Annotated in this window: 27 protein-coding genes; 1 reads left to right on the plus strand and 26 read right to left on the minus strand. The window is 69.8% G+C overall.

Translation table 11 applies throughout. The annotated features are described in order from the left end of the window. Positions 1 to 8: 8 nt before the first annotated feature. The 23 genes from AB0D57_RS14875 to AB0D57_RS14985 form a co-directional block, all read right to left on the minus strand. Positions 9 to 410 (minus strand): phage tail tube protein, encoded by a 402-nt coding sequence (locus AB0D57_RS14875; protein ID WP_362071817.1) that lies wholly within the window; start codon positions 408 to 410, stop codon positions 9 to 11. Between the two features lie 75 nt (positions 411 to 485). Beyond that, a complete protein-coding gene (locus tag AB0D57_RS14880) occupies positions 486 to 1,223 on the minus strand; it encodes a hypothetical protein (RefSeq protein WP_362071695.1) in 738 nt (245 codons plus the stop codon). Beyond that, positions 1,216 to 1,413, minus strand: a complete 198-nt coding sequence (locus AB0D57_RS14885) for a hypothetical protein (protein ID WP_362071697.1) — start codon at positions 1,411 to 1,413, stop codon at positions 1,216 to 1,218. Before AB0D57_RS14885 ends, AB0D57_RS14880 begins: the two co-directional genes overlap by 8 nt. Then, positions 1,410 to 1,859: a hypothetical protein gene (locus AB0D57_RS14890; protein ID WP_362071699.1), complete on the minus strand. Its 450-nt coding sequence runs from the start codon at positions 1,857 to 1,859 to the stop codon at positions 1,410 to 1,412. The genes AB0D57_RS14885 and AB0D57_RS14890 overlap by 4 nt, the downstream gene beginning before the upstream one ends. Before the next feature lie 10 nt (positions 1,860 to 1,869). Next, positions 1,870 to 2,463, minus strand: a complete 594-nt coding sequence (locus tag AB0D57_RS14895; RefSeq protein ID WP_362071701.1) for a phage gp6-like head-tail connector protein — start codon at positions 2,461 to 2,463, stop codon at positions 1,870 to 1,872. A 1-nt stretch (position 2,464) separates the two neighbouring features. Beyond that, positions 2,465 to 2,674 (minus strand): hypothetical protein, encoded by a 210-nt coding sequence (locus AB0D57_RS14900; protein ID WP_362071704.1) that lies wholly within the window; start codon positions 2,672 to 2,674, stop codon positions 2,465 to 2,467. Positions 2,675 to 2,753: 79 nt separating this feature from the next. Further along, entirely contained in the window at positions 2,754 to 4,139 is a 1,386-nt protein-coding gene (locus tag AB0D57_RS14905) for a hypothetical protein (protein ID WP_362071706.1), read from the minus strand. Positions 4,140 to 4,276: 137 nt separating this feature from the next. After that, entirely contained in the window at positions 4,277 to 4,948 is a 672-nt protein-coding gene (locus tag AB0D57_RS14910) for an HK97 family phage prohead protease (protein ID WP_362071708.1), read from the minus strand. After that, entirely contained in the window at positions 4,945 to 6,159 is a 1,215-nt protein-coding gene (locus AB0D57_RS14915; RefSeq protein ID WP_362071710.1) for a phage portal protein, read from the minus strand. The genes AB0D57_RS14910 and AB0D57_RS14915 overlap by 4 nt, the downstream gene beginning before the upstream one ends. Before the next feature lie 13 nt (positions 6,160 to 6,172). Beyond that, entirely contained in the window at positions 6,173 to 7,738 is a 1,566-nt protein-coding gene (locus tag AB0D57_RS14920) for a terminase family protein (RefSeq protein ID WP_362071712.1), read from the minus strand. After that, positions 7,701 to 7,997: a hypothetical protein gene (locus AB0D57_RS14925; protein ID WP_362071714.1), complete on the minus strand. Its 297-nt coding sequence runs from the start codon at positions 7,995 to 7,997 to the stop codon at positions 7,701 to 7,703. Before AB0D57_RS14925 ends, AB0D57_RS14920 begins: the two co-directional genes overlap by 38 nt. 147 nt (positions 7,998 to 8,144) lie before the next feature. Beyond that, positions 8,145 to 8,375 carry a hypothetical protein gene (locus AB0D57_RS14930; protein WP_362071716.1) on the minus strand — a complete coding sequence of 77 codons (231 nt, stop codon included), beginning with the start codon at positions 8,373 to 8,375 and terminating at the stop codon, positions 8,145 to 8,147. Further along, entirely contained in the window at positions 8,372 to 8,638 is a 267-nt protein-coding gene (locus AB0D57_RS14935; RefSeq protein ID WP_362071718.1) for a hypothetical protein, read from the minus strand. Before AB0D57_RS14935 ends, AB0D57_RS14930 begins: the two co-directional genes overlap by 4 nt. A gap of 10 nt (positions 8,639 to 8,648) precedes the next feature. Further along, a complete protein-coding gene (locus AB0D57_RS14940) occupies positions 8,649 to 8,939 on the minus strand; it encodes an HNH endonuclease (RefSeq protein ID WP_362071720.1) in 291 nt (96 codons plus the stop codon). A gap of 124 nt (positions 8,940 to 9,063) precedes the next feature. After that, on the minus strand, positions 9,064 to 9,264 hold the full coding sequence (locus AB0D57_RS14945; protein WP_362071722.1) for a hypothetical protein: 201 nt from the start codon (positions 9,262 to 9,264) through the stop codon (positions 9,064 to 9,066). Between the two features lie 177 nt (positions 9,265 to 9,441). Then, complete coding sequence (locus AB0D57_RS14950; RefSeq protein WP_362071724.1) at positions 9,442 to 11,577, minus strand: FtsK/SpoIIIE domain-containing protein; 2,136 nt, start codon at positions 11,575 to 11,577, stop codon at positions 9,442 to 9,444. An 86-nt stretch (positions 11,578 to 11,663) separates the two neighbouring features. Beyond that, positions 11,664 to 11,999 (minus strand): DUF6257 family protein, encoded by a 336-nt coding sequence (locus AB0D57_RS14955; RefSeq protein ID WP_362071726.1) that lies wholly within the window; start codon positions 11,997 to 11,999, stop codon positions 11,664 to 11,666. Positions 12,000 to 12,053: 54 nt separating this feature from the next. Continuing rightward, positions 12,054 to 12,404 (minus strand): hypothetical protein, encoded by a 351-nt coding sequence (locus tag AB0D57_RS14960; protein ID WP_362071728.1) that lies wholly within the window; start codon positions 12,402 to 12,404, stop codon positions 12,054 to 12,056. Continuing rightward, positions 12,401 to 12,577 carry a hypothetical protein gene (locus AB0D57_RS14965; RefSeq protein ID WP_362071730.1) on the minus strand — a complete coding sequence of 59 codons (177 nt, stop codon included), beginning with the start codon at positions 12,575 to 12,577 and terminating at the stop codon, positions 12,401 to 12,403. Before AB0D57_RS14965 ends, AB0D57_RS14960 begins: the two co-directional genes overlap by 4 nt. Further along, positions 12,574 to 13,692 carry a hypothetical protein gene (locus tag AB0D57_RS14970; protein ID WP_362071732.1) on the minus strand — a complete coding sequence of 373 codons (1,119 nt, stop codon included), beginning with the start codon at positions 13,690 to 13,692 and terminating at the stop codon, positions 12,574 to 12,576. The genes AB0D57_RS14965 and AB0D57_RS14970 overlap by 4 nt, the downstream gene beginning before the upstream one ends. Next, complete coding sequence (locus AB0D57_RS14975) at positions 13,689 to 14,105, minus strand: hypothetical protein (protein ID WP_362071734.1); 417 nt, start codon at positions 14,103 to 14,105, stop codon at positions 13,689 to 13,691. Before AB0D57_RS14975 ends, AB0D57_RS14970 begins: the two co-directional genes overlap by 4 nt. Continuing rightward, positions 14,102 to 14,320 carry a hypothetical protein gene (locus AB0D57_RS14980; RefSeq protein ID WP_362071736.1) on the minus strand — a complete coding sequence of 73 codons (219 nt, stop codon included), beginning with the start codon at positions 14,318 to 14,320 and terminating at the stop codon, positions 14,102 to 14,104. Before AB0D57_RS14980 ends, AB0D57_RS14975 begins: the two co-directional genes overlap by 4 nt. After that, complete coding sequence (locus AB0D57_RS14985) at positions 14,317 to 14,736, minus strand: sigma factor (protein ID WP_362071738.1); 420 nt, start codon at positions 14,734 to 14,736, stop codon at positions 14,317 to 14,319. The genes AB0D57_RS14980 and AB0D57_RS14985 overlap by 4 nt, the downstream gene beginning before the upstream one ends. Before the next feature lie 156 nt (positions 14,737 to 14,892). Between AB0D57_RS14985 and AB0D57_RS14990 the strand changes: the two genes are divergently transcribed. After that, entirely contained in the window at positions 14,893 to 15,072 is a 180-nt protein-coding gene (locus tag AB0D57_RS14990) for a hypothetical protein (protein ID WP_362071740.1), read from the plus strand. Here the strand turns inward: AB0D57_RS14990 and AB0D57_RS14995 are convergent. The 3 genes from AB0D57_RS14995 to AB0D57_RS15005 all read right to left on the minus strand — a co-directional run bounded on the left by AB0D57_RS14995 (position 15,023) and on the right by AB0D57_RS15005 (position 17,535). Beyond that, entirely contained in the window at positions 15,023 to 15,697 is a 675-nt protein-coding gene (locus tag AB0D57_RS14995; protein ID WP_362071742.1) for a hypothetical protein, read from the minus strand. The two genes, AB0D57_RS14990 and AB0D57_RS14995, sit on opposite strands and share 50 nt — an antisense overlap. After that, complete coding sequence (locus AB0D57_RS15000) at positions 15,694 to 15,861, minus strand: hypothetical protein (RefSeq protein ID WP_362071744.1); 168 nt, start codon at positions 15,859 to 15,861, stop codon at positions 15,694 to 15,696. The genes AB0D57_RS14995 and AB0D57_RS15000 overlap by 4 nt, the downstream gene beginning before the upstream one ends. A gap of 222 nt (positions 15,862 to 16,083) precedes the next feature. Further along, on the minus strand, positions 16,084 to 17,535 hold the full coding sequence (locus AB0D57_RS15005) for a UvrD-helicase domain-containing protein (RefSeq protein ID WP_362071746.1): 1,452 nt from the start codon (positions 17,533 to 17,535) through the stop codon (positions 16,084 to 16,086). Between the last annotated feature and the right edge of the window lie 17 nt (positions 17,536 to 17,552).

Raw genomic sequence — 17,552 nt, forward strand, 5'->3', positions numbered from 1 at the left:
GAGCCTCCTTACGCGGTAGCCCGGACCACGGCCCCGGACGTGGGGAAGCCCTGCGAGACGGTGGCCTCGTCGCCGACGCTGCCGGTGAGCGGGCTCCATCCGTTGATCAGGATGTTCCCAGTCCACTTCGGGTTGGACGTCGACACGGCGGTCTGGTCGGCGCGCACCTCGAACGGCACGACGGTGCCGAGCAGCGGCCACATGATCGCGTCGAGTTCCGCAGCGGTGAAGGACTGCAGGAACTCGCAGCCCAGCTCCGCGGACTTGAGCCCGCCGAGGACTTCCTTCCAGCCGAGCGACGCGAACGTGGTGATGTCCTTGTCCTCGACCTCGATCGTCAGCTCGGCCTTCTTGGTGTAGGTGTTCAGGACGTTGGCGTTGATGGACAGGTACTGGGCGAGCAGAACCATCTTGGGCACGGCGGGCCCCCCTTTCAGGGCATGACGAACGGGCCCGCTGCGGGGCCTGCTGGGTGGGGTGAGCGGCTACTGGATGCCGAGAGAGGCGACGAACAGGAACGACGGCGTGGTGCCGGAAATGGTCCAGGCCACCCGCCACCACGTATCCGTGATCGCGGTGCCGTCGCTGCGCAGGATCTGCCCGACCACGCCGGTGGCCGCGTTGAACGACAGCCGCGTGGTGGGCGCGCTGAAGGTGTTGTCCACGCTGGACTCGACGCGGGCGGTGAGGCTCGGCGTGGTGCCGGCCACCGACAGAACATGCAGCGCGGCGTGCACCCGCTTGCCCGCAGCGACGGCGCCCAGTTGCAGCCCGGTGCCGTTGCCGGACGCGGTACGTGCGGTGCCGGGCGGGTGGGCGAACTGGCCGCGGACCAGCGGCCACGCCGACTTGGCGGTGCCGGTCCACGGTGCGACCTCGCCGACCGCGTCGAACATTTTGTAGTCCGAGCGCATCGCCCTCGTGAAGTACACCAGGCCGCCCACGCTGGCGTCGTTGTTGCCGCTGATCGACCAAGGCCCGACCCCGCCGAGGGCCGCCCAGGACGCGTCATCGACCTTGCTCGGGTCGCCCGCCTCCCACTGCCCCTCTGCGGAGATCTCGGCCGACGCGATCCCGCCGATGACCTCCTTCCAGCCCTGGCTGGCGTAGTTGGTGGAGTCCTTGTCTTCCACCTCGGCCGACAGCTCGACCTTGTTCGACGCGGAGGTGAGATCAGCGGCGACCGCGAACGTGCGGACGTTGGTCAGGATCGTCTTAGCCATCGTCGGCTCCCTTTGCCCGGGTCTTGCGGGTGGGCTTGGGCGGTGCGTCGGTGACTTCCTCGGCGACCCCGGACGCGACCAGGTGCGCGGCCTCAGCAGTCGGCAGATCGGCCAACTCGCCCTTGGGCGGCCACGGCTCTCCGTTGCGGGTCGCGCCGTCGGGCATCTCGACCAGCATGCGGATCCTCATGCGTTCCCCTCTCCGATGACTTTGATCATCAGCTCGGCGCCGACGTAGGTAGAGCTGGCGTGCTCGTACCAGCGGTAGCCCTGCACGCGCATGACGTGCAGGTCGTCGGCCAGGCCCCCGAGCGCGTACTCTCCGGGCGCCCCGCGGGCCAGCTCGATCGTCTGCTTCAGCGAGGCGGGGCCAGAGCCGGAGAGCATCGCGTCGAGCAGCTTCTGTGCGGCCTTGTCGTCGCCGCGTCCGACCAGCACCCGGGTAGTGAAGGTGAGCTCGTCCAGGCTCCGGGACATCCCTCTGTCGAAGACCTGCTCGTACTCGGCGACGAAGAAGTGCGGCGCGACCACGGCGTCGGGGACGTAGCCGGAGCACGTCAGTTTGGCCAGCCCCTCCGGCAGGACCACGGCTCGCGCAGCTTCGGCGATCGCCTCGCGGATGGCAGAGATCTGCATGGGGCGCTCCTCAGAATCCCGGGATGATGTACGGCTCGATCAGGTTCCAGACGTCCGGGTCCTTGCGGCTGAGGTTGCGCCCGCCCCACTCGGCCGAGCCGATGATCCCCTCCGGGCTGTCCTTGCGCTTGAACAGCCGCGATGCGAGGATCAGCGCCGCCTCGTGGATGTCGTCCGGTACGGCCGGCCACCCGAACTGGGCGGTCACCCGCAGCCGTGACGTGGTCGTGCCCCAGGTCCCGAGCACCCGCAGCAGCCCAGTGATCGGCTTGCCCTCGGCGAGCGCATTGTCCGGGCTGGTCTCGTAGCCGGTGACTGCCGACCAGGACGAGCCGGACCCGGTCTCGACGATCAGGCCGTCGGCGCTGCCGATGTCGTTGACGAGGAACAGCTCTCCGTCCGTCTCCCGGACGATCCGGCCGCGCGGGTTGAATGCTCGCTGCACCGGCTCCGGGTCCAGCCAGAAGCGGCGGCCCGTCGTCTTGTCGATGCTCCGTGAGGCGGACGCCCGGGCACGATTCAGCTCCGCGTCCCGGACGTCATCGTCCGGGACGACGCCGAACTGCACCTTCAGCTCTTCGAGGGTGACGTACTCGTTGGCCACGTCACGCCTGCTCGGGGCTCCGGGTTCGGCGCCCCTTCGGCGGCGTCGATTGTCCCGACGGTTGCCCGCCCTTGGCCGGCGGCTTGTAGCCGCGCAGGGCGAGCTGCTCGTCGACCTGGGCCACACGGTCCTTCAGGTCGCGCTGGACCAGGCCCTCGCGCTCACGCAGCAGGGCGGCGACCATCGGGTCTTCCGTCTGCGATTCGGTCATTGCTTCCTCCGAAGCCGGATGAGGTTGGGCGCACGTAGGGCCCGCGCCTGGTGTGGAGCGGGCCCTACGTGGCGGGGGATCAGAGGCCGGTGAACGTCGGCGCGATCAGGCCAGTACCCGCGATCTTCCGGGCGTGCGGGTAGCGGGCGAAGGTGTAGGCGTAGTAGCCGTACACGACCAGGACCACCCCGAGGCTGGCGACCTTGGTCTGCTCCGCCCGGATGTACATCGGGGCGTCCGGGTCCTCCCACAGGTGGCATTCCTGCCGGTCCGCGAGATAGATCTCGTCCTCGGTCCCGCCGCCGAGCGTCGTGGCGATGTTGTTGTCGACGATGACCGGGGTGCCGTTGGGCAGCAGGCCGCGCACCCCGCGCCCGTAGGTCTCGCCGTAGTTGACGCCGAGAGTCTGAGCGATGACGCCGGGCTGCGTGATGAGCGGCCACGTCGAGCCCATGGCGTTCTGCATCCAGTACCAGCGACGGGAGTGCATGACCGCGATGTTGTCGCCCGACGCCATGTCGAGCATCGCCGCCTCGACACCGGCCAGGCCCTCGATCGTCTTCGGGTACAGCTCGGCCACGGTCGGCGTGGCGTCGGTGTAGGCGACGGCGGTAGCCACGTTGGTCAGACCGTTGGTGGCCTGGTTGAGCAGCTTGCCGTCGAGGTTGGTCGAGTATCGGCGGAATAGGTCGTCCAGGACCACCGACTCGACGCCGGCGCCCCGCTCGATGGACTGCCGGGACAGCGTCTGCTGGCCCGCGGCCGTCTGCACCGGGATCGACATCAGCGTGTCGTCGATGTCCTGCTCGGCCACGGCCGCGTTCTCCGCGGACTGGTTATCGACGGAGGTCGACGTGGTGACCCGGGCGAGGTTGACCGTCATGCCCTGCGGGGGCAGGACGTGCGGGCGGCAGACGTCCGCGAACGGCCGCTTCGCTGCAGCCGCCGGAGCGTACAGCTCGGTCAGGTACTGCGGCACGACCAGGCCGGAGAACGCCCCGGTGCCCGCAGCGCGCAGCTGGTCGCCGCGATCCGTGCGCTCCTCGGCCATGTGCCGGGCGAGCCGGTCGCGGGCCTCGAAGTCGCCCATGAACGACGCGGCGACGTCCTGCTCGAACTGCGCGCCGCGGCGGTCCTGGTCGGGCCGGTAGGTGCGCTCCTCGGCGCCGACCCGGGCGACCCGGTCGTAGGCCGGGGCACGGGTGGCTGCGGGCGTGGTGCGGGCGGACAGGGCGGCGATCTCGTCCTCGCGGGCCTGCTCGCCGAGCAGCTCCTCGAGGGCCGTGTTCCGGCGGGTGACCTCGGCGTCCGCGGCGTCGCGGGTGGCGACCCGCGCCGTGACGGCGTCCTCGGTCAGGTCGGGGTCGGAGCGCAGCGCCACAAGGGCGTCCTGCTCCTGCTGTCGGGTGGCGATCGCCGTATCCAGCGCGGTGCGCGCCTGGGCGATCAGCTCGGCGAGAGTCATCTCGTCGGTCCTCTCTCTCGTAGATTCCAGGCGCCCCGGTCCAGGTCAGACGGCCACCCGAGGCATGGCGCCGGGCGGTCTCGTGCGCGCAGAGCGCAGGGCAGTAACTCCCGCCGGACGGCGGGAAACTCAAAGGGTCAGCGGGCGAGCGCGATCTCAAGGAGCGCGCGGGCCCGGCTGCTCGTCGGCGCGGACTCCTGCCGCAGACTGCCGACGGTGTGAGGGTTGGCGCCGTAGCCGACGATGGCCACGTCGCCGCGGTGGATGTCGTACCGGTTGATCCGATACTCCGTGTAGTCCGGGCTCCACTGCCCCGACTCGATGCGGAACGCGAACGACATCTCATCGACCAGGCCGGCCCGCAGCTTCGGCGCGATGTACGCGACGTCGTAGTCCGCAGGGTCGAGCTGCGGAGCGTGGACAGACAGGCCGTTGCCGTCCTCGGCGAGGAACAGCGTGCCGGTGGTCGTCCGGGCCAGGCGCCGCAGCTGGTCGTGGCCGAGGACGAGCGGCACGTCAAGGTCCGCGCGGGCCAGCGAATCGGATCCGGCGCCCTCGGTGACGATCTCGGTGTACGGGCCGAACATGTCCCACATCTCGTAGGCCTGCTCGTACACGGTGGCATGCCCGAGGAACTCCAGGGCGCCGCCGTCGCCCGCCTCGCGGACCTGGACACCGGACAGGGACGCGCGCACCGTGGCGCGGGCTCCGGTCTGCTCGGCACTGCGGCGCTGCGAGGGACGGTCGGCGCGCTGCCGAACGTTGTGGGCGCGGTCCGCCGCCGCGGCGGCGAGCGTGGATGCGGTCATGACGATGCTCCCGGTACGGCGGTCGTGGGTTGCGCGGGGACGGACCGCGAGCCGAACAGCCGGTCAAATTCGGCGAGCTGGTCCTCGGTGAAGGGCGGCAGGTTGTCCAGCGCCCGCGCCTCGGACGGGGCAAGCGTCCGGTTGGTGATGCGCGCGCCGATCGTGCGCGCGCGGGCCTCGGGATCCATGCGCAGCAGGGCGTCCGTGTTCAGCTTCACGAACCGCGGGCCGGGCACGAGCTTGCGGCTGAACGCGTCCTCGCGGCGGCCCACGGCCGGCCCCAAGTTCATGATCAGGAACTGCAGGTTGCGCTGCGTCATCGAGGCGTAGGTGATGCTGCTGCCCGACACCGCGACATCGATCAGGTCGCCGGGGCAGCCGAAGAACCGGGCGATATCGGAGGCCCCGTACTGCCGGGCCTCGAGGAACGAGGACTGCGAGGCTACGGCCTGGATCGGCTTGTACTCCCAGTCCATGCCGTGGACGAACAGGCCGGAGCTGTCGACGGCGGCGCGGAAGTTCTCGCGCGCGACCCGGGCGCCGTCCTTGTCCACGACCTTCGAGGTGTTCTTCAGCTCGGCCAGCGGCACAGCCCCACCAGCGAACCAGTCACGGGCGAACTGCTGCGCGGACAGGGTCTCTTCGATCGTCCACGCCGCGTAGGCCACGGGCGACAGACCCAGCGGCATGCCCGCCACGGTGTACTGCTTCTCGTGCCAGACCTCCCACGGCTCGTACTCCTTGCCGTGGATGACGAACTTGGTGATCGTCGAACCGTTCCCGCGGATCGTGACCGCGCCGAGCTCCACCAGATCGACACGGCCAGGCAGGCCCCGCCCATCCGGGCCAATGACCCCGGTCCGTTCGGTGACGATCCCGAAGCAGTTGCCCGCCCGGTCGAGGTCGAACTCGGTGGAGTACACCCACTCCTTGATGCCGACCTCGCTGCCGCCCGGAGCGACCAGGACGGGAGGCTTGGGCACCTCCACCTGGATCCCGTTGACGTACCGGTAGACGTCGATGGGGAAGCTGGACATCAGGTCCGCACGCAGCCGCAGACATGCCCACACCGCGGCGTTCCTCAGGGCTGTGTCGTTCGTTACGTGCACCCTGTTGGTGCGCCCCTCGCGGGCCCGCGCGAGCAAGTCCTCGGCGGAGGTGATCTGCGCTTCGCGGGTGAACGCGCCCTTCAGCTTGGACCAGGCGCCCATGCCCCGCCTCCCCTCACGCGAACGAGTCCGCGATGTCGTAGTCCTCGATCACGTGCGGGCCCCGGATAAGCAGCGCCCAGCGGGCGAACGTCGCCGCACACAGTGGGCTGATGTCCACCAGGGAGCTGGTCCGGTCGAGCGTCCACGCGTCCCCATTGCGGCGCGTGCGCGCGCCGTTCACGGCCGCGGTGAGCGGCACCTGGTCGAGGTGCTGCACGGTGCCCTGATTCATCGCGTCCGCCAGCTGCCCGCACGCCTCGACGATGTCCCCACTCCGCATCACGGCCAGGTCGCCGCGCTCCGGATGCTCCTTGTCCTTGGGCACGTCGATGCCCGCGGCCACCAGGTCGTCGATGAGCGAACTGGCCGGCGCACCCGACGCGGCGACAGCCACGGCCACCGGCTTCCACAGCCCGTGCAGTTTCACCATGGCGGGCACTACCCAGTCCGTACCCGGGCGGTGAGCGACGACCTCGACGTGCACCTTGCCGTCCGGCCTGCGGCATGCCGCAGCGATCGCTGCCCGCTTCCGGTCCTGCGACACGTCGATCGCGAACGCCACGTCGGCGTTCGCCTTGCTGCCCGCGTCGACCAGCGCAGGCCACGCCGCCTTCGGTACGTTCGGGTCCGTCGGCGGGGTCGGCTTCCGCGTCCGGTTCAGGTACGCGCGGTCGAAGCCGCTCGGGTCGTTGGCCATCTTTTCCAGCTCGGACCGGATGACCGCCTCGGTCACCGTGTGCCCCAGCGCGGGCAGCGTCGCCCGCCAGGTCGCCGGGTCCGAACGGTCCATGTCCTCCGGGGCGTACCACTCGAAGTACGCGGAGGATGGACGGAGGGCATCGGCGTCCTCAGCGAGCGCGGCGAACAGCGTCTCGATCAGTGCACGGCCCGTCTCCCGCTTCTTGTTCAGCCACGCCGACTTGGTCGTGCCGCCGGCCGATGCCCACCAGAGTTGGGCCATGGGCCGGGTCAGCATCGCCGGACTGAACGCCTGCTCCAAGCGATCGTCTTCGTGCGCGAACGCCTCGTCGATGAACCCGAGGTCGAGCGGAGGACCGTGGGCGGCGCGCTCCGTGTTCGCGGTGATGCCCATCCGGCTGCGCTTGCTGGGCCACAGGATCGCCTCGTTGCCGTTCGACTTCCGGATGCGGGCGTACTTCGCCATGGCCGAGCCGGAGATCTTCTCCCAGAACTCGTCTTCCCAGCGCTTCCGCGCATCGTTGCGGGTCTGGGCGGCGTAGACGATGTTCTGCCCAGGGAACGCCAGCGCCCGGTGGACCTGAGCGGCCAGGCACAGCTCCGTCTTGCCCTGCTGCCGCGACACGGACAGGCCCACCTCGCGGTGCGCGAACCGGCCCGTTGCCGGGTCCAGCTCCAACGCCACGTCACTGACGTACTTCTGCCACGGCATCGGCGGGGCCCCAAGCCGCTCCATCACCTTCCACAGCTTCGGCCCGAGCGACGGACGGTCCGGATGCCGCGGCGTTCCCCAACGCGGCGGGCACTCCAGGCCGTACCGCTCCTTGAGGTCCTCGGTGAACTCAGTCGGGGGAGCCCAGGTCTCCGAGGTCGTCGTCATCGTCAGCGGCCCGCCCCTCCAGCAGCTGGGCGAGCGTCTGCCGGAGCTCGCGGTTCAACTGGGGGAGCGACCGGCCGTCGTCCTGCGCGGGGACCTGCTCACCGCACGTCTCACACTCGGCGGTGCCGTCGATCTCGCGGGCCAGCCGATACGCCATCTCCGACAGCGACGGCTCGACACCGACGAGGTCGCCGAGCTGTTCAACGTCGCTGCGGACGGCCTGCTCCACGGGGCCCACGGCGCCTCCTTCCAAGATCATCCCCGGCTCATCGGCGCGGGGGGAGAAAAATAAAAGGGGGGCGCGGGGTTGCGATATGTCCGATTTCAAAAAATCCTGGAAGATCTCAGGTCATTTTGGATCTGATCAATCCGTTTGATCGAGATCGCAAGCCTTTGACCTGCACGTTTACAGACTGGGCGAGTGCTCGGCTGCCAGCTCTTCGGCTGGCCGCATCTGGCCGCGGTCGACGAGCCCGGTGTTGAGCCCGCACGAGCAGACGGCGATCACCTTGCCGGTGAGGCGTCGCTCCATCCAGCGCACGCCCTCAGTGTCGGCCGGGCCCAGGCGGGACTCGATCTGGTTCAGCACGTGCAGTCGGTGGTCCATGCTCCACGGCTCGGCGATGGAGTCGGTCACGTCCTGCCCTCCTCTTCAGCGGGCGGAGCCCAGCCCAGTGCGACCAGGGCTTTGGCCGTGCTCTCGGGGATGAGCAACTCGGTCTCTGGCGAGCTGATCCTGGTGACGTCGTGGACGCTGAGCTCCAGGGTCACGCGCGGACGGTCCCATGCATTGGCATGGACGGTGACGGCTGTCACTGCGCTGGAGACGTCCACGCCGTCAACCGTGACGCGTGCGCTGTTCCCTTGCCCTTCGAACTGGAACGAGTGCGTGGTGGTCATGGCGTCCTCTCTACGGTCCGGCGAACCAGTCGACCGAGGTGACGAGTTGCGTGACCTCAGACAGAGCCTTGTCGCCCTTCTCGTTGTTGCACTTGCGCAGGCACACGGGGCAGCCGGCGTTGCCGTGGATGGGGGCGAGGTTGTCGGGGTCTACCTTGGCGCCGCCCTTGCTGACGGGGTGGATGTGGTCGACGGCGTCGGCGGCGGCGTGGCCGCAGACGATGCACACGTCGGACTCGGCGAGGATGCGGGCGCGCACCTTGCGGTAGTCGTAGCTGACGAGCTCGCCGCGTCCAGCCATGCTCGCCTCCCTGTGACACGACGAAGCCCGGCCGGGGGGACCGAGCCGGGCTTCGTCGTGTGTCTGTGGTGCCGGTTGAGGGCACAGTTGTACACCCGGATCGTGACACGGCCCTGACCTGCGGTCAAGCCGCCTTGGTCTGCCTGCGCTTGGCGTCGAGGGCGGCGACGTCTGGGACGGCGTACCAGGGCTGTCGGGGTGTGCCGCCGGAGCGGGTGAGGTGGCCGCGCTGGACGAGCTTGCGGACGCCGTCGAGGCTGATACCGAGCTGCTGCGCGGTCTGGTGGGCGGTGAGGTGGCCAGGCCGGATGTTGAGCGACTCCATGGCCCCATGATGCGGCAGTGAGTGACCTTGCGGGGGACGCCGGAGAGGCCGTTTGCGGGGTCCCTGAAGGACCTCACAAGCGGCCTCGCTGCCTCACTTGACCGTCGTTTGCGCTGATCAGCGCCAGTGGGGTGATCCAGTGACCTCGAAAGTGGCAAGTCACTGCCCACTGCCGGGTCACTGAGCCTCGGCGAGTTCCTCCGCGCGGCGGTCGAGGGCCCGTTCGACGCTCTCCAGCTTCACGACCGGGTAGCCGTCGATCGTTCCGGGCTCCTCTCCGTACTCGGCGAGCAGTGCCTTGAGGCGGGCGCCGTTCCAGTGTTCGTACACGGCGTGGTTGCGGGTCTTGAGGCGGTGGATCACCTCGGTCGTGCGCACGCGGTTCTCGCGGCCGACGACGGCGGCGAGGTCGGCGAGGTGGTCGACGGGCTGGACGACCTCGAGCTTGTGGACGGTGGCGACGTCTTCGCGGCGGGCCTTGGCACGCTCGGTGAGGGCGAGGGCGTCCTCGCCGGAGATGAAGTGCGTCCGCACGGTGACGGACGACTGCCCAGCCTCCAGCGGGATGCCCTCGCCTGCGACGACGATCGTGCCGCGGTCCTTGCCGCGACGGAGCTTGTGCGGGGCGGCGCCGGCGTCGACCGGGGCCTCGCCGAGCGCCATCTTGGCTTGGGACTCGGTGCCGAGGACGAGGGAGCCGCGGATGTGGTTGCCCTCGCGGGAGCGCTTGGGCAGGTTCTCGTCGGTGGGGTCCTGGGTGCCTTCCCAGATGGTGACGTTCACGGCCCGGCCCTGGTCGTGGATCTTCTTGACGGCCTGGAAGTAGCGGCTGGTGGCCTTGCTGCCGCCGTAGGGCCGGCCGTCGGGTCCCTTGGCGCCGCATCCGTAGGCGACTTGGGCCTCGTCGACGATGAGGACGATGGGCCGGAAGCGGGGGTCGGTGCGGGCCATGTCCCTGGTCACGCCGTCGGTGGCGCCGGACTCTTCGAGCAGGGCGATGCGCTTTTGCATCTCGTCGACGCCCCACTCGACCATGTCGGTGGCCTGCGCCACGTGCTCGTCGGTGGGTCCCTGGATGAGGACTTGGGCCAGGCCCTGGAAGGGGCGCCAGTCGCCTACGCCCTTGAGGTCGGCGATGTAGAAGTCCACCGTCAGGTCGAAGATGAGCCAGAGGGCGAGGGCGCGCAGCGATGCCGTCTTGCCCTGGTTGGACAGGCCGGTGAGCAGGATGTGCCGCTGGAAGACGCTCACGCCGACGGCGTCGCCGCGCAGGTTCTGCCCCCACGGTGCGGAGCCGGTGTAGTAGTCGGCGGTCCAGTCCTCTTCGAGCATGAGGGGCGAGGGGCCGATGGGCTCGTCGAGGGCGCCGGAGTCGGCGATCCACAGGCGGACGGTGCGCGGCGCGGGCGGGATGGTGATGAACACCTCGTGCTCGTGCCGGTTGAGGTTCTCGGCGAGCTTGCGCCGCTTGTTCTGGATCTCCTCGGTGGAGACGCCGGAGGGCAGGTGTACGTCGACCTCGACGCCGCACCCGGCGGTCTTGATGCCGGAGAGCATGGCCGCGCCGACGTCGCCCATGCCGTCGATGGCCTTGCGCAGAGCGGAAATGCCCAGGTCGCGGAAGGCGACGACGACGATGGACGGGGTGATGGTGTCGCCGAAGGTGCGGGCGCTGACGGGCAGGGCCCATTGGGGGGCGGTGTGCTGGTGCTGGCCGATGGCCCAGACGGCGGCGAGGCCGATCCAGGGGGCCAGGGCGAGCCCCGGGCCCCAGATGACGCCTGCGATGAGGGATACCCATCGCACGAGGTCAGCGACGGTCTCGAAGGGTGCTGCGACGTCGGTGATGTCGTGGTTGGCCCAGGCGAGCAGGATGCCGAGCATGAGCAGGAGCCCGGCGCCGCCCACCGCTGCTGCTCCGACGGCCTTGGGCGCCTGGAGGGCGAACTGCAGCAGCTCGACGCGCCGACGGTGGCGGGCGGCTCGGAAGTCCTGGCCGCGGGCCTCCCACTCTTTGACCTCGTCGAGCAGGCCGGCGGCTTCGGCGGCGCGGATCATCCGCTCGTACCGGGATGCCGTCCTGCCGTCCCAGACGCGGCGTCCTACGACGCGCGTCCCGCCGAGGACGTAGGACGCGTGGCGGACGGCGAGGCGTCCCGTAGTGCGGACGCGTTCATCAGCGAGAGCGGCGCGGGCGACCTTGAGGTAGCGGGCGCGGCGGCGGCCGGGACGGGTGGAGGACGCCTCGACGGCTGGGGCGTCCTGGGTGTCCGCGGGGGCGTCCTCTGGCGTTTTGATCAGGGCGACGGTCATGCTGGCTCTCCGGTCGTTCCGTTGGGCGGTCCGGGGCCCGGGGACGGCGAACTTCTTGGCGGTAGGACGCCGTCCCCGGGGCGCGGCTACTGGTAGCGGCGGAGCTCGCGTTCGATGCGGCGGGCGGCGGCCTCGTGGTCGTGCATCTGCTGGCGGGCGGCGGCGCGGTCCTTGCCGCTGCTGGTGCGCATGGTGGCCTTGGCGGACGCGGCGGCGTTGCGGGCCTCGGTCAGCCGACCCTGCAGGGCGGTGACTTCGCGGGTGCCGCGGTCTTCGGCGCGCTGCTCGATGCGCTCGGCCTCGGCTTTGACTTTGGGGTCGATGGTGTCGACGTTGGGGTCTCCGGCCATGGACTGCTTGGCGGCTTTCAGGGTGAGCCAGGCCAGTCGGCGCTTCTCGGATCCGGTGTATGAGCTGGGCATTTGTCAGTCCTCCGGGGTCTCGGGCGGGTCACACTCGGGCGGATCGGGCAACCGTCAACGGCCGCGCTGGAAGTCGCGCCACATCGAGCGCAGGACGAGCAGACAGGCGGTGGCGCAGGTGCCGCCGATGGCGACGGCGATCGACGCCAGGGCGAACGCGAAGGCGAGGGCACAGGCCACACAGCCGCCGACGGTGGCGAGACCGCCGATCGTGAGCCACTTCTTCGCGTCGAACTGCTGGCCGCGCGCCTGCTTCCGGCCGTGCGCGTGCTGGCAGGCCGAAGCCTGCTGCTGGGAGTTGGCCAGCTTGGCGAGCTCCACAGCCGCGAGCGCGACCTGTACGGCGGCCGTGTTCACGGCGGCCTCGGCTGCCGCGGCCTCAGCCTTGGCGAGCGGGTCGCTCATGCCATCCACCTCCGGACGCGGCGGGCGAGGCGCGGCCAGAGCAGGACGCCGGCGGCGAACGCGAGAACCGGGGGGTACGAGGCTGCCATGGTGGCGCCGAACAGGACGATGTCGAAGAGCGGCGGGTACGCGACGAGGAGCGCGAGGACGACGCCGAACACGATGCGCATCATGCGTATCCACCTTCCATCGGCGTGGCCGGGACGTCGGGCTGAGGCTTCTTCGCGGCCCTGGAGAGGGCGGTACGGATGTACGGCTCGGCGACGACTAGGCGCCGCTGCTCGCGTAGTCGGTCGGCGATCTCGCGCGCCTTCGCGTCCGGGCCGAGGGCTGATGCGGCCTCTTCGATCGCCCCTTGCAGGTCGAGCGGCTCGAGTGCTGCGACCTGCTGCGCATCAGCTGAATCAGGCCGATGCACCTCGTACTCGGGGGCCGTCTGGCCGAGGACCAGGGCGACTTTTACGGCGTCGACGTGGACGTCGTAGGTGCCGAGGATCGCGGCGAGCTCGGCGGGGGGTGCATCAGGTCGCGCCTCATGGGCGAACCGGATCGCATCAGTCGGGTCCATGTCGGCGAACCGGTCGCGCAGGACATCGGTGGCGGAGGCGGACCGGGGCGGCTTGGCGGGACTGAGTGACGGCTTGTCACTCTGTCCGCCGTACATGGATGCGAGGGCCGCATCCGCTCCTTCCCGGACGCGGACGCGCTGGACGTCGACCAGGCCGGCGCCGAGCTCGGCGTCCCCGACGCCGACGTATCTGGCGAGCCGCCAGTATCGGCGCACGGCGCGCTTGCGCTTGCGCTTGTCGGGGTGGCCGTCGGCGACGGCCCGGTGGAAGGCGAGTTGCCGGGCGGCGTCGGCGTTGCGGCGCATCACCTCCGCGTCCTGGCCGGTGCGGTAGACGACGATGCTGCGGGCGATCAGGCCGAGGCCTTCGGCTGCGCCGGACATGGCCAGCGGGGTGACCGCGTACACGGCGGCCTCGCGGGCGTCGTTGGCGATGGATACGCCGATGAAGCTGGCGGACAGCGGGGCCACCCACATGCCGCCCCGCACGATGCCGGGCGACGGCATGTTGAGCATCGTCCGCCCCAGCATGATCAGGGCGAGGACCAGGGTCAGGCCTTCGCCCGCGGCGACCACGCCGGCGGCGGTCGCCTGCCGGTGGAACTCGGCGACGGCGTTGCTGTATGTACCCCAGGCGCCGAAGCCGCCAACGGCGACCATGGCGACCGCTGCGGCGCCGAGGACGATGGCCTGGCCCCGGGTGAGCGTGCGGGTGCTCATGCCTGGCCCCCGTTCCGCAGGCGCTCGACCTCGGCGGCGACGCGGTCGATGCGGAGGGATGCGACGCGGAGTGCCTGGGCGACTTTGCGGCTGTCCTCGGGGGTGGCGTCCATGCGGACGTCGAGGTGCAGGGAGAGCAGGGGGTGCGCCTCGGGCCGCAGCTCGAGGTAGGGGGCGTGGCTGATGTAGGCGTCGAGGATCTCGACGTAGCCGTGGGCGTAGGTGGCAGCCCCGGCCCGGACGTGGACGCCGTTGTGGGTGACGTCAGCGAGGTAGCCGACGTACTCGTCGTCATGCCCCACACACCAGGTCGGCTCGGGCACGGTGACTTCGCCGTGGTCGACGGTCTGCAGGATGACGGTGCCGTCCCGGTAGCGGGGCGACTGTGGGACGCGGGGCGGCTCGGTGCTCACTGGCCTTCACCTCGCTCGGCGGTGACGGCGGCGATCAGGGCGCGCAGGTGGTAGTCGAGTCCGGCAGCGGCCTTCAGCATCGCGGTGTGGTCGTGGATGTTGGACTCGGCGACCGTGTCGAGATACCGCCGGGCGAGCCGCAGCTGACCGTCGAGGGATGCCGGGATCGGGGGCTCCTCGTTCGGGCCGTGCAGCGGGGTGTAGGAGACGCTCACCGGGCACCCCCGGCAAGGATGGCCGTGCGGAAGCCGGTGGCGGCCGGGGTGTAGTAGCCGGCGGCGGGCTGCATCTCGCGGTCGGCGTACTGCCAGGTGCCGGTGTCGACGGGCACCTCGGCGGTGTTCTTCTTCGTGCGGTAGTACTGGCCGACGGCGCGGCGGGCGAGGGTGGCGAGCCAGTTGTACATCTGGCCGTCGGTCTCGGCCCGGCACTTGTGGAGGTCGAGCCAGGCCCGGTAGAAGGCGTCCGCGGTGAGGTCTTCCGCGAGGGCGAGGTTGCCGCCGCGGACCTCGCGCTGGACGAGGCGGGTGATGTGCGGCTGGAACTGGGTGTAGATGCGGGTGAAGCGCTCGTTGAGCTGCTGCGCCGGGGTGATCGCAGGCGTGCCTGCGGGCATGGCAAGATCGGCCATAGCCGTTCTCCTTGCTGTTTCAAGGGTTCGGTCAGGCCCTGCCTTGGTGGTGACACACCTTGGTAGGGCCGCTTAGTTCTCGCTGGCCTAGGTGGCTAGCCACCACTCTACGCACACCCGTAGACGGGTGGCAATACACCGTGGGAAGATTCCGGCATGCCCTCCGTTCACAAGAACCCCGCGAAGACGTTCCGCCCTGACCCCGACCTGTACGAACGGGCCAAGGGCGCCGTCGCCGAGGTCGGCTCAGACATGAACGGACACCTCGTCGCGTTCCTGCGCTGGCTCACGCACGAGACGGACGAGCTCCCGCAGCGTCCGCCCCGACCGGAGTAGGCGGCGCCGAATCGCCGGGCTGCATCTCGTGCAGCGTCAGGAAGTCCTTCGCCTCGTAGACGCGCGCGCACCACGGGCAGACGAGCTTGGTGTCCCCGTCGCGGTAGCGGATCGTCGCCCCGCACCGCGTCTCCTCATCGACGACAGCGACGCACTGGCCGAGCGGCCGGCCGCGGTCCGGCTTCGCCCCGACGATGGACAACGCGTTGCCCTCCAGCTCCTTCACCTCGCGCGCAAGGTCGCCCGCCGCCGGGTACTCGGCCGCGATCCACTCCAGGCTCATCCCGAGCCAGCGGGCAGCGGCCATGACCCGGCGGTCGATGCTGCCCTCGATGGCGGGCTCACCCCATCCGCGCACGGCCTGCACGTCGGACCGCCACGACTCCAGTACCAGGGCGATCCCGCCGTACCGGAGGTCGAGGACGGCCTCGTTCAGCGGGAGCGGCGGCTCAGCCGGGGAGGTGGTGACGCGCTCGCCGAGCGGACGCGGAGCCGGGGCGAGGTACAGGCCCAGCTCGACGAACAGTTTCGGCAGCCGCTCCAGACGCTCGGCGAGCGCCAGAGTGTCCCCTGGGCAAAGCACGCCGTGCTCGAGGTCGCGCCCGCAGGCTTCGCACTGGTTCACGTGCTGGCCTTCTCTCGTGCGGCCTCGAGCTTGGCTTCGGCGGCCCGCAGGGTCTTGCGGTCGCGGCGGTCGTCGAGGACACCGAAGGCGATGTGGACGAGCAGCATCAAGTGCATGCCGAACGCCGCACCGAGGGCAAGGAGTTGGATGTCGTGGTCTTTCATGGCCGTACTCCCTGGAGGGGTGTCAGTGCGGGTGGATACGGTGGGCGGATCGATATCAGCGTCTGCTGGCTGCGACGCTCGGGGCCCTTCGTCCGGTACAGCGCCCGGATGCGGGGCCCCCTTGCTTGCCGGGGACTTATTGCGCACCTTCTTGCGCGCCTGGTGCGCACGATTCAATGCGGCTCTGACCTGCGGCGATGAAGCTTCGTTCGCTTCTTTCGCTTAGTTCGCGCCCATCACCCCGTCGACCTCTCCGACCCAGTCGAGGGCTTCGCAGTCGAGGGTCTCCCTGGCGCGCGTCACGGCCACGTAGGCGAGCATGGCCATGGCCCGGGAGATGAGGCGCTTCCCTGTTTCCGGGTTCTTCTTGGGCGGGTAGAAGTCGCCGCCGATCTTCACGGTCGACCACTCCAGGCCTTTGGACTTGTGGGCGGTGGACACGGTCACCTGTGCGGCCTTGGCGTCGGACAGGGATCGGACGGCTCGGATGACGCCCTCGGCTCCATGTGCCTGGATGAGTTCGACCATGGGCTTGAGGTCCCCGCCGTCGTCCGTGTCGGCGTAGTCGCAGACCTGGTCCCACGTCTCGAAGGCAACCAGCTCGGGGTGGTTGGTGGTCCCGCCCGCTCGCAGTTCCATCGCGGCGTAGGCCATGGCGAGGATGCTGCTGCCCCCGCCGACGAGGGCGACGCGCTGCCCGCTGTTCATGAGACCGATCGCGGAGTTCATGCAGCCGGCGTTCGTGCGGCACAGGATCGCGTCGGGAGCGTGCAGTCGCCCGATCCGGGAGTCGATCTTCTCGAAGCCGATCAGGCGGATGTCCGCGTCGAGCAGGTCGAGCCAGACGTTGGCCTCGTCGGCCACGGCCTGGCCGAAGCGAAACGACTGGGACAGCGTCCGCTCCACGCCGGGCAGCTTGTTCAGCGCATCGTCTGCACCGCGCCAGGCGTACAACTGCTGGCAGGAGTCACCGACCGCTACGCGCTGCATCTGCTGCTGCGTCATGACCAGGCTGGTGACGAGCGGGTTGGCGTCCTGTGCCTCGTCGAGCATGAGGTAGTCGCCCTCGATGGTAGGGCGGTGCAGCGCCCACATCTTCAGGTAGTGGTCGTGCTCGAACTTCAGGCGGCCGGCCGGGTCGGCGATGTCCTGCCAGGCACGGTGAGCGAAGGGGACGATCTGCGGGGCAAGTTCGCTGTAGTCGGCGATCGTGTAGCCGGGCGGTCGGGGCACGTTGGCTGCGGTGATCTCGCGGTCCGCGCTGTAGGTGAACTTCTTGACGGTGGCCAGGACGTGGCTGGCGATCTGCGCAGGGGTGAGGACTGCCAGTTTGCCGACACGGATCCGTTGGTGGATGCCGAGCGTGTCAGCTACCTGGTAGGCCGGGACCCGGGGGCCGTTGAGGCGGTGCTTGAAGCGGACACCGAAGGTGGGGAAGGCGAGCCCGTGGCTGGTGACGCAGCGGACGTTGCGGGGGAAGTCCCGCTTGGCCTCGTTCTTGATGCTGGCGTTGTAGGCCACGTACACGCCTTGCTTGGCGGGCTTGGCAGCGGCGAGGAACTTGAGCGTGCTGGTCTTGCCTGCTCCTGCTCCGGCCTGGATCCGAAGGTCTGTGGCGGAGGTGAACGCGTCGATGCACTGCTGCTGTTCGTCGGTGGGCGGGTAGGTCGGCATGGCTACTCCTGGGGTGG

The organism is Streptomyces sp. NPDC048275 (genome assembly GCF_040652275.1).
Taxonomy (GTDB): domain Bacteria; phylum Actinomycetota; class Actinomycetes; order Streptomycetales; family Streptomycetaceae; genus Streptomyces.

Excerpts from the sequence above, each read along its gene's own strand:
- AB0D57_RS14985 (WP_362071738.1), bottom strand. The coding sequence starts at position 14,736 with ATGGCCGATCTTGCCATGCCCGCAGGCACGCCTGCGATCACCCCGGCG.
- AB0D57_RS15005 (WP_362071746.1), bottom strand. The coding sequence starts at position 17,535 with ATGCCGACCTACCCGCCCACCGACGAACAGCAGCAGTGCATCGACGCG.
- AB0D57_RS14905 (WP_362071706.1), bottom strand. The coding sequence starts at position 4,139 with ATGACTCTCGCCGAGCTGATCGCCCAGGCGCGCACCGCGCTGGATACG.
- AB0D57_RS14945 (WP_362071722.1), bottom strand. The coding sequence starts at position 9,264 with ATGGAGTCGCTCAACATCCGGCCTGGCCACCTCACCGCCCACCAGACC.
- AB0D57_RS14950 (WP_362071724.1), bottom strand. The coding sequence starts at position 11,577 with ATGACCGTCGCCCTGATCAAAACGCCAGAGGACGCCCCCGCGGACACC.
- AB0D57_RS14915 (WP_362071710.1), bottom strand. The coding sequence starts at position 6,159 with ATGGGCGCCTGGTCCAAGCTGAAGGGCGCGTTCACCCGCGAAGCGCAG.
- AB0D57_RS14920 (WP_362071712.1), bottom strand. The coding sequence starts at position 7,738 with ATGACGACGACCTCGGAGACCTGGGCTCCCCCGACTGAGTTCACCGAG.
- AB0D57_RS14925 (WP_362071714.1), bottom strand. The coding sequence starts at position 7,997 with ATGATCTTGGAAGGAGGCGCCGTGGGCCCCGTGGAGCAGGCCGTCCGC.
- AB0D57_RS14965 (WP_362071730.1), bottom strand. The coding sequence starts at position 12,577 with ATGATGCGCATCGTGTTCGGCGTCGTCCTCGCGCTCCTCGTCGCGTAC.
- AB0D57_RS14875 (WP_362071817.1), bottom strand. The coding sequence starts at position 410 with ATGGTTCTGCTCGCCCAGTACCTGTCCATCAACGCCAACGTCCTGAAC.
- AB0D57_RS14900 (WP_362071704.1), bottom strand. The coding sequence starts at position 2,674 with ATGACCGAATCGCAGACGGAAGACCCGATGGTCGCCGCCCTGCTGCGT.
- AB0D57_RS14880 (WP_362071695.1), bottom strand. The coding sequence starts at position 1,223 with ATGGCTAAGACGATCCTGACCAACGTCCGCACGTTCGCGGTCGCCGCT.
- AB0D57_RS14885 (WP_362071697.1), bottom strand. The coding sequence starts at position 1,413 with ATGAGGATCCGCATGCTGGTCGAGATGCCCGACGGCGCGACCCGCAAC.
- AB0D57_RS14910 (WP_362071708.1), bottom strand. The coding sequence starts at position 4,948 with ATGACCGCATCCACGCTCGCCGCCGCGGCGGCGGACCGCGCCCACAAC.
- AB0D57_RS14960 (WP_362071728.1), bottom strand. The coding sequence starts at position 12,404 with ATGAGCGACCCGCTCGCCAAGGCTGAGGCCGCGGCAGCCGAGGCCGCC.
- AB0D57_RS14970 (WP_362071732.1), bottom strand. The coding sequence starts at position 13,692 with ATGAGCACCCGCACGCTCACCCGGGGCCAGGCCATCGTCCTCGGCGCC.
- AB0D57_RS14955 (WP_362071726.1), bottom strand. The coding sequence starts at position 11,999 with ATGCCCAGCTCATACACCGGATCCGAGAAGCGCCGACTGGCCTGGCTC.
- AB0D57_RS14990 (WP_362071740.1), top strand. The coding sequence starts at position 14,893 with ATGCCCTCCGTTCACAAGAACCCCGCGAAGACGTTCCGCCCTGACCCC.
- AB0D57_RS14940 (WP_362071720.1), bottom strand. The coding sequence starts at position 8,939 with ATGGCTGGACGCGGCGAGCTCGTCAGCTACGACTACCGCAAGGTGCGC.
- AB0D57_RS14935 (WP_362071718.1), bottom strand. The coding sequence starts at position 8,638 with ATGACCACCACGCACTCGTTCCAGTTCGAAGGGCAAGGGAACAGCGCA.
- AB0D57_RS14890 (WP_362071699.1), bottom strand. The coding sequence starts at position 1,859 with ATGCAGATCTCTGCCATCCGCGAGGCGATCGCCGAAGCTGCGCGAGCC.
- AB0D57_RS15000 (WP_362071744.1), bottom strand. The coding sequence starts at position 15,861 with ATGAAAGACCACGACATCCAACTCCTTGCCCTCGGTGCGGCGTTCGGC.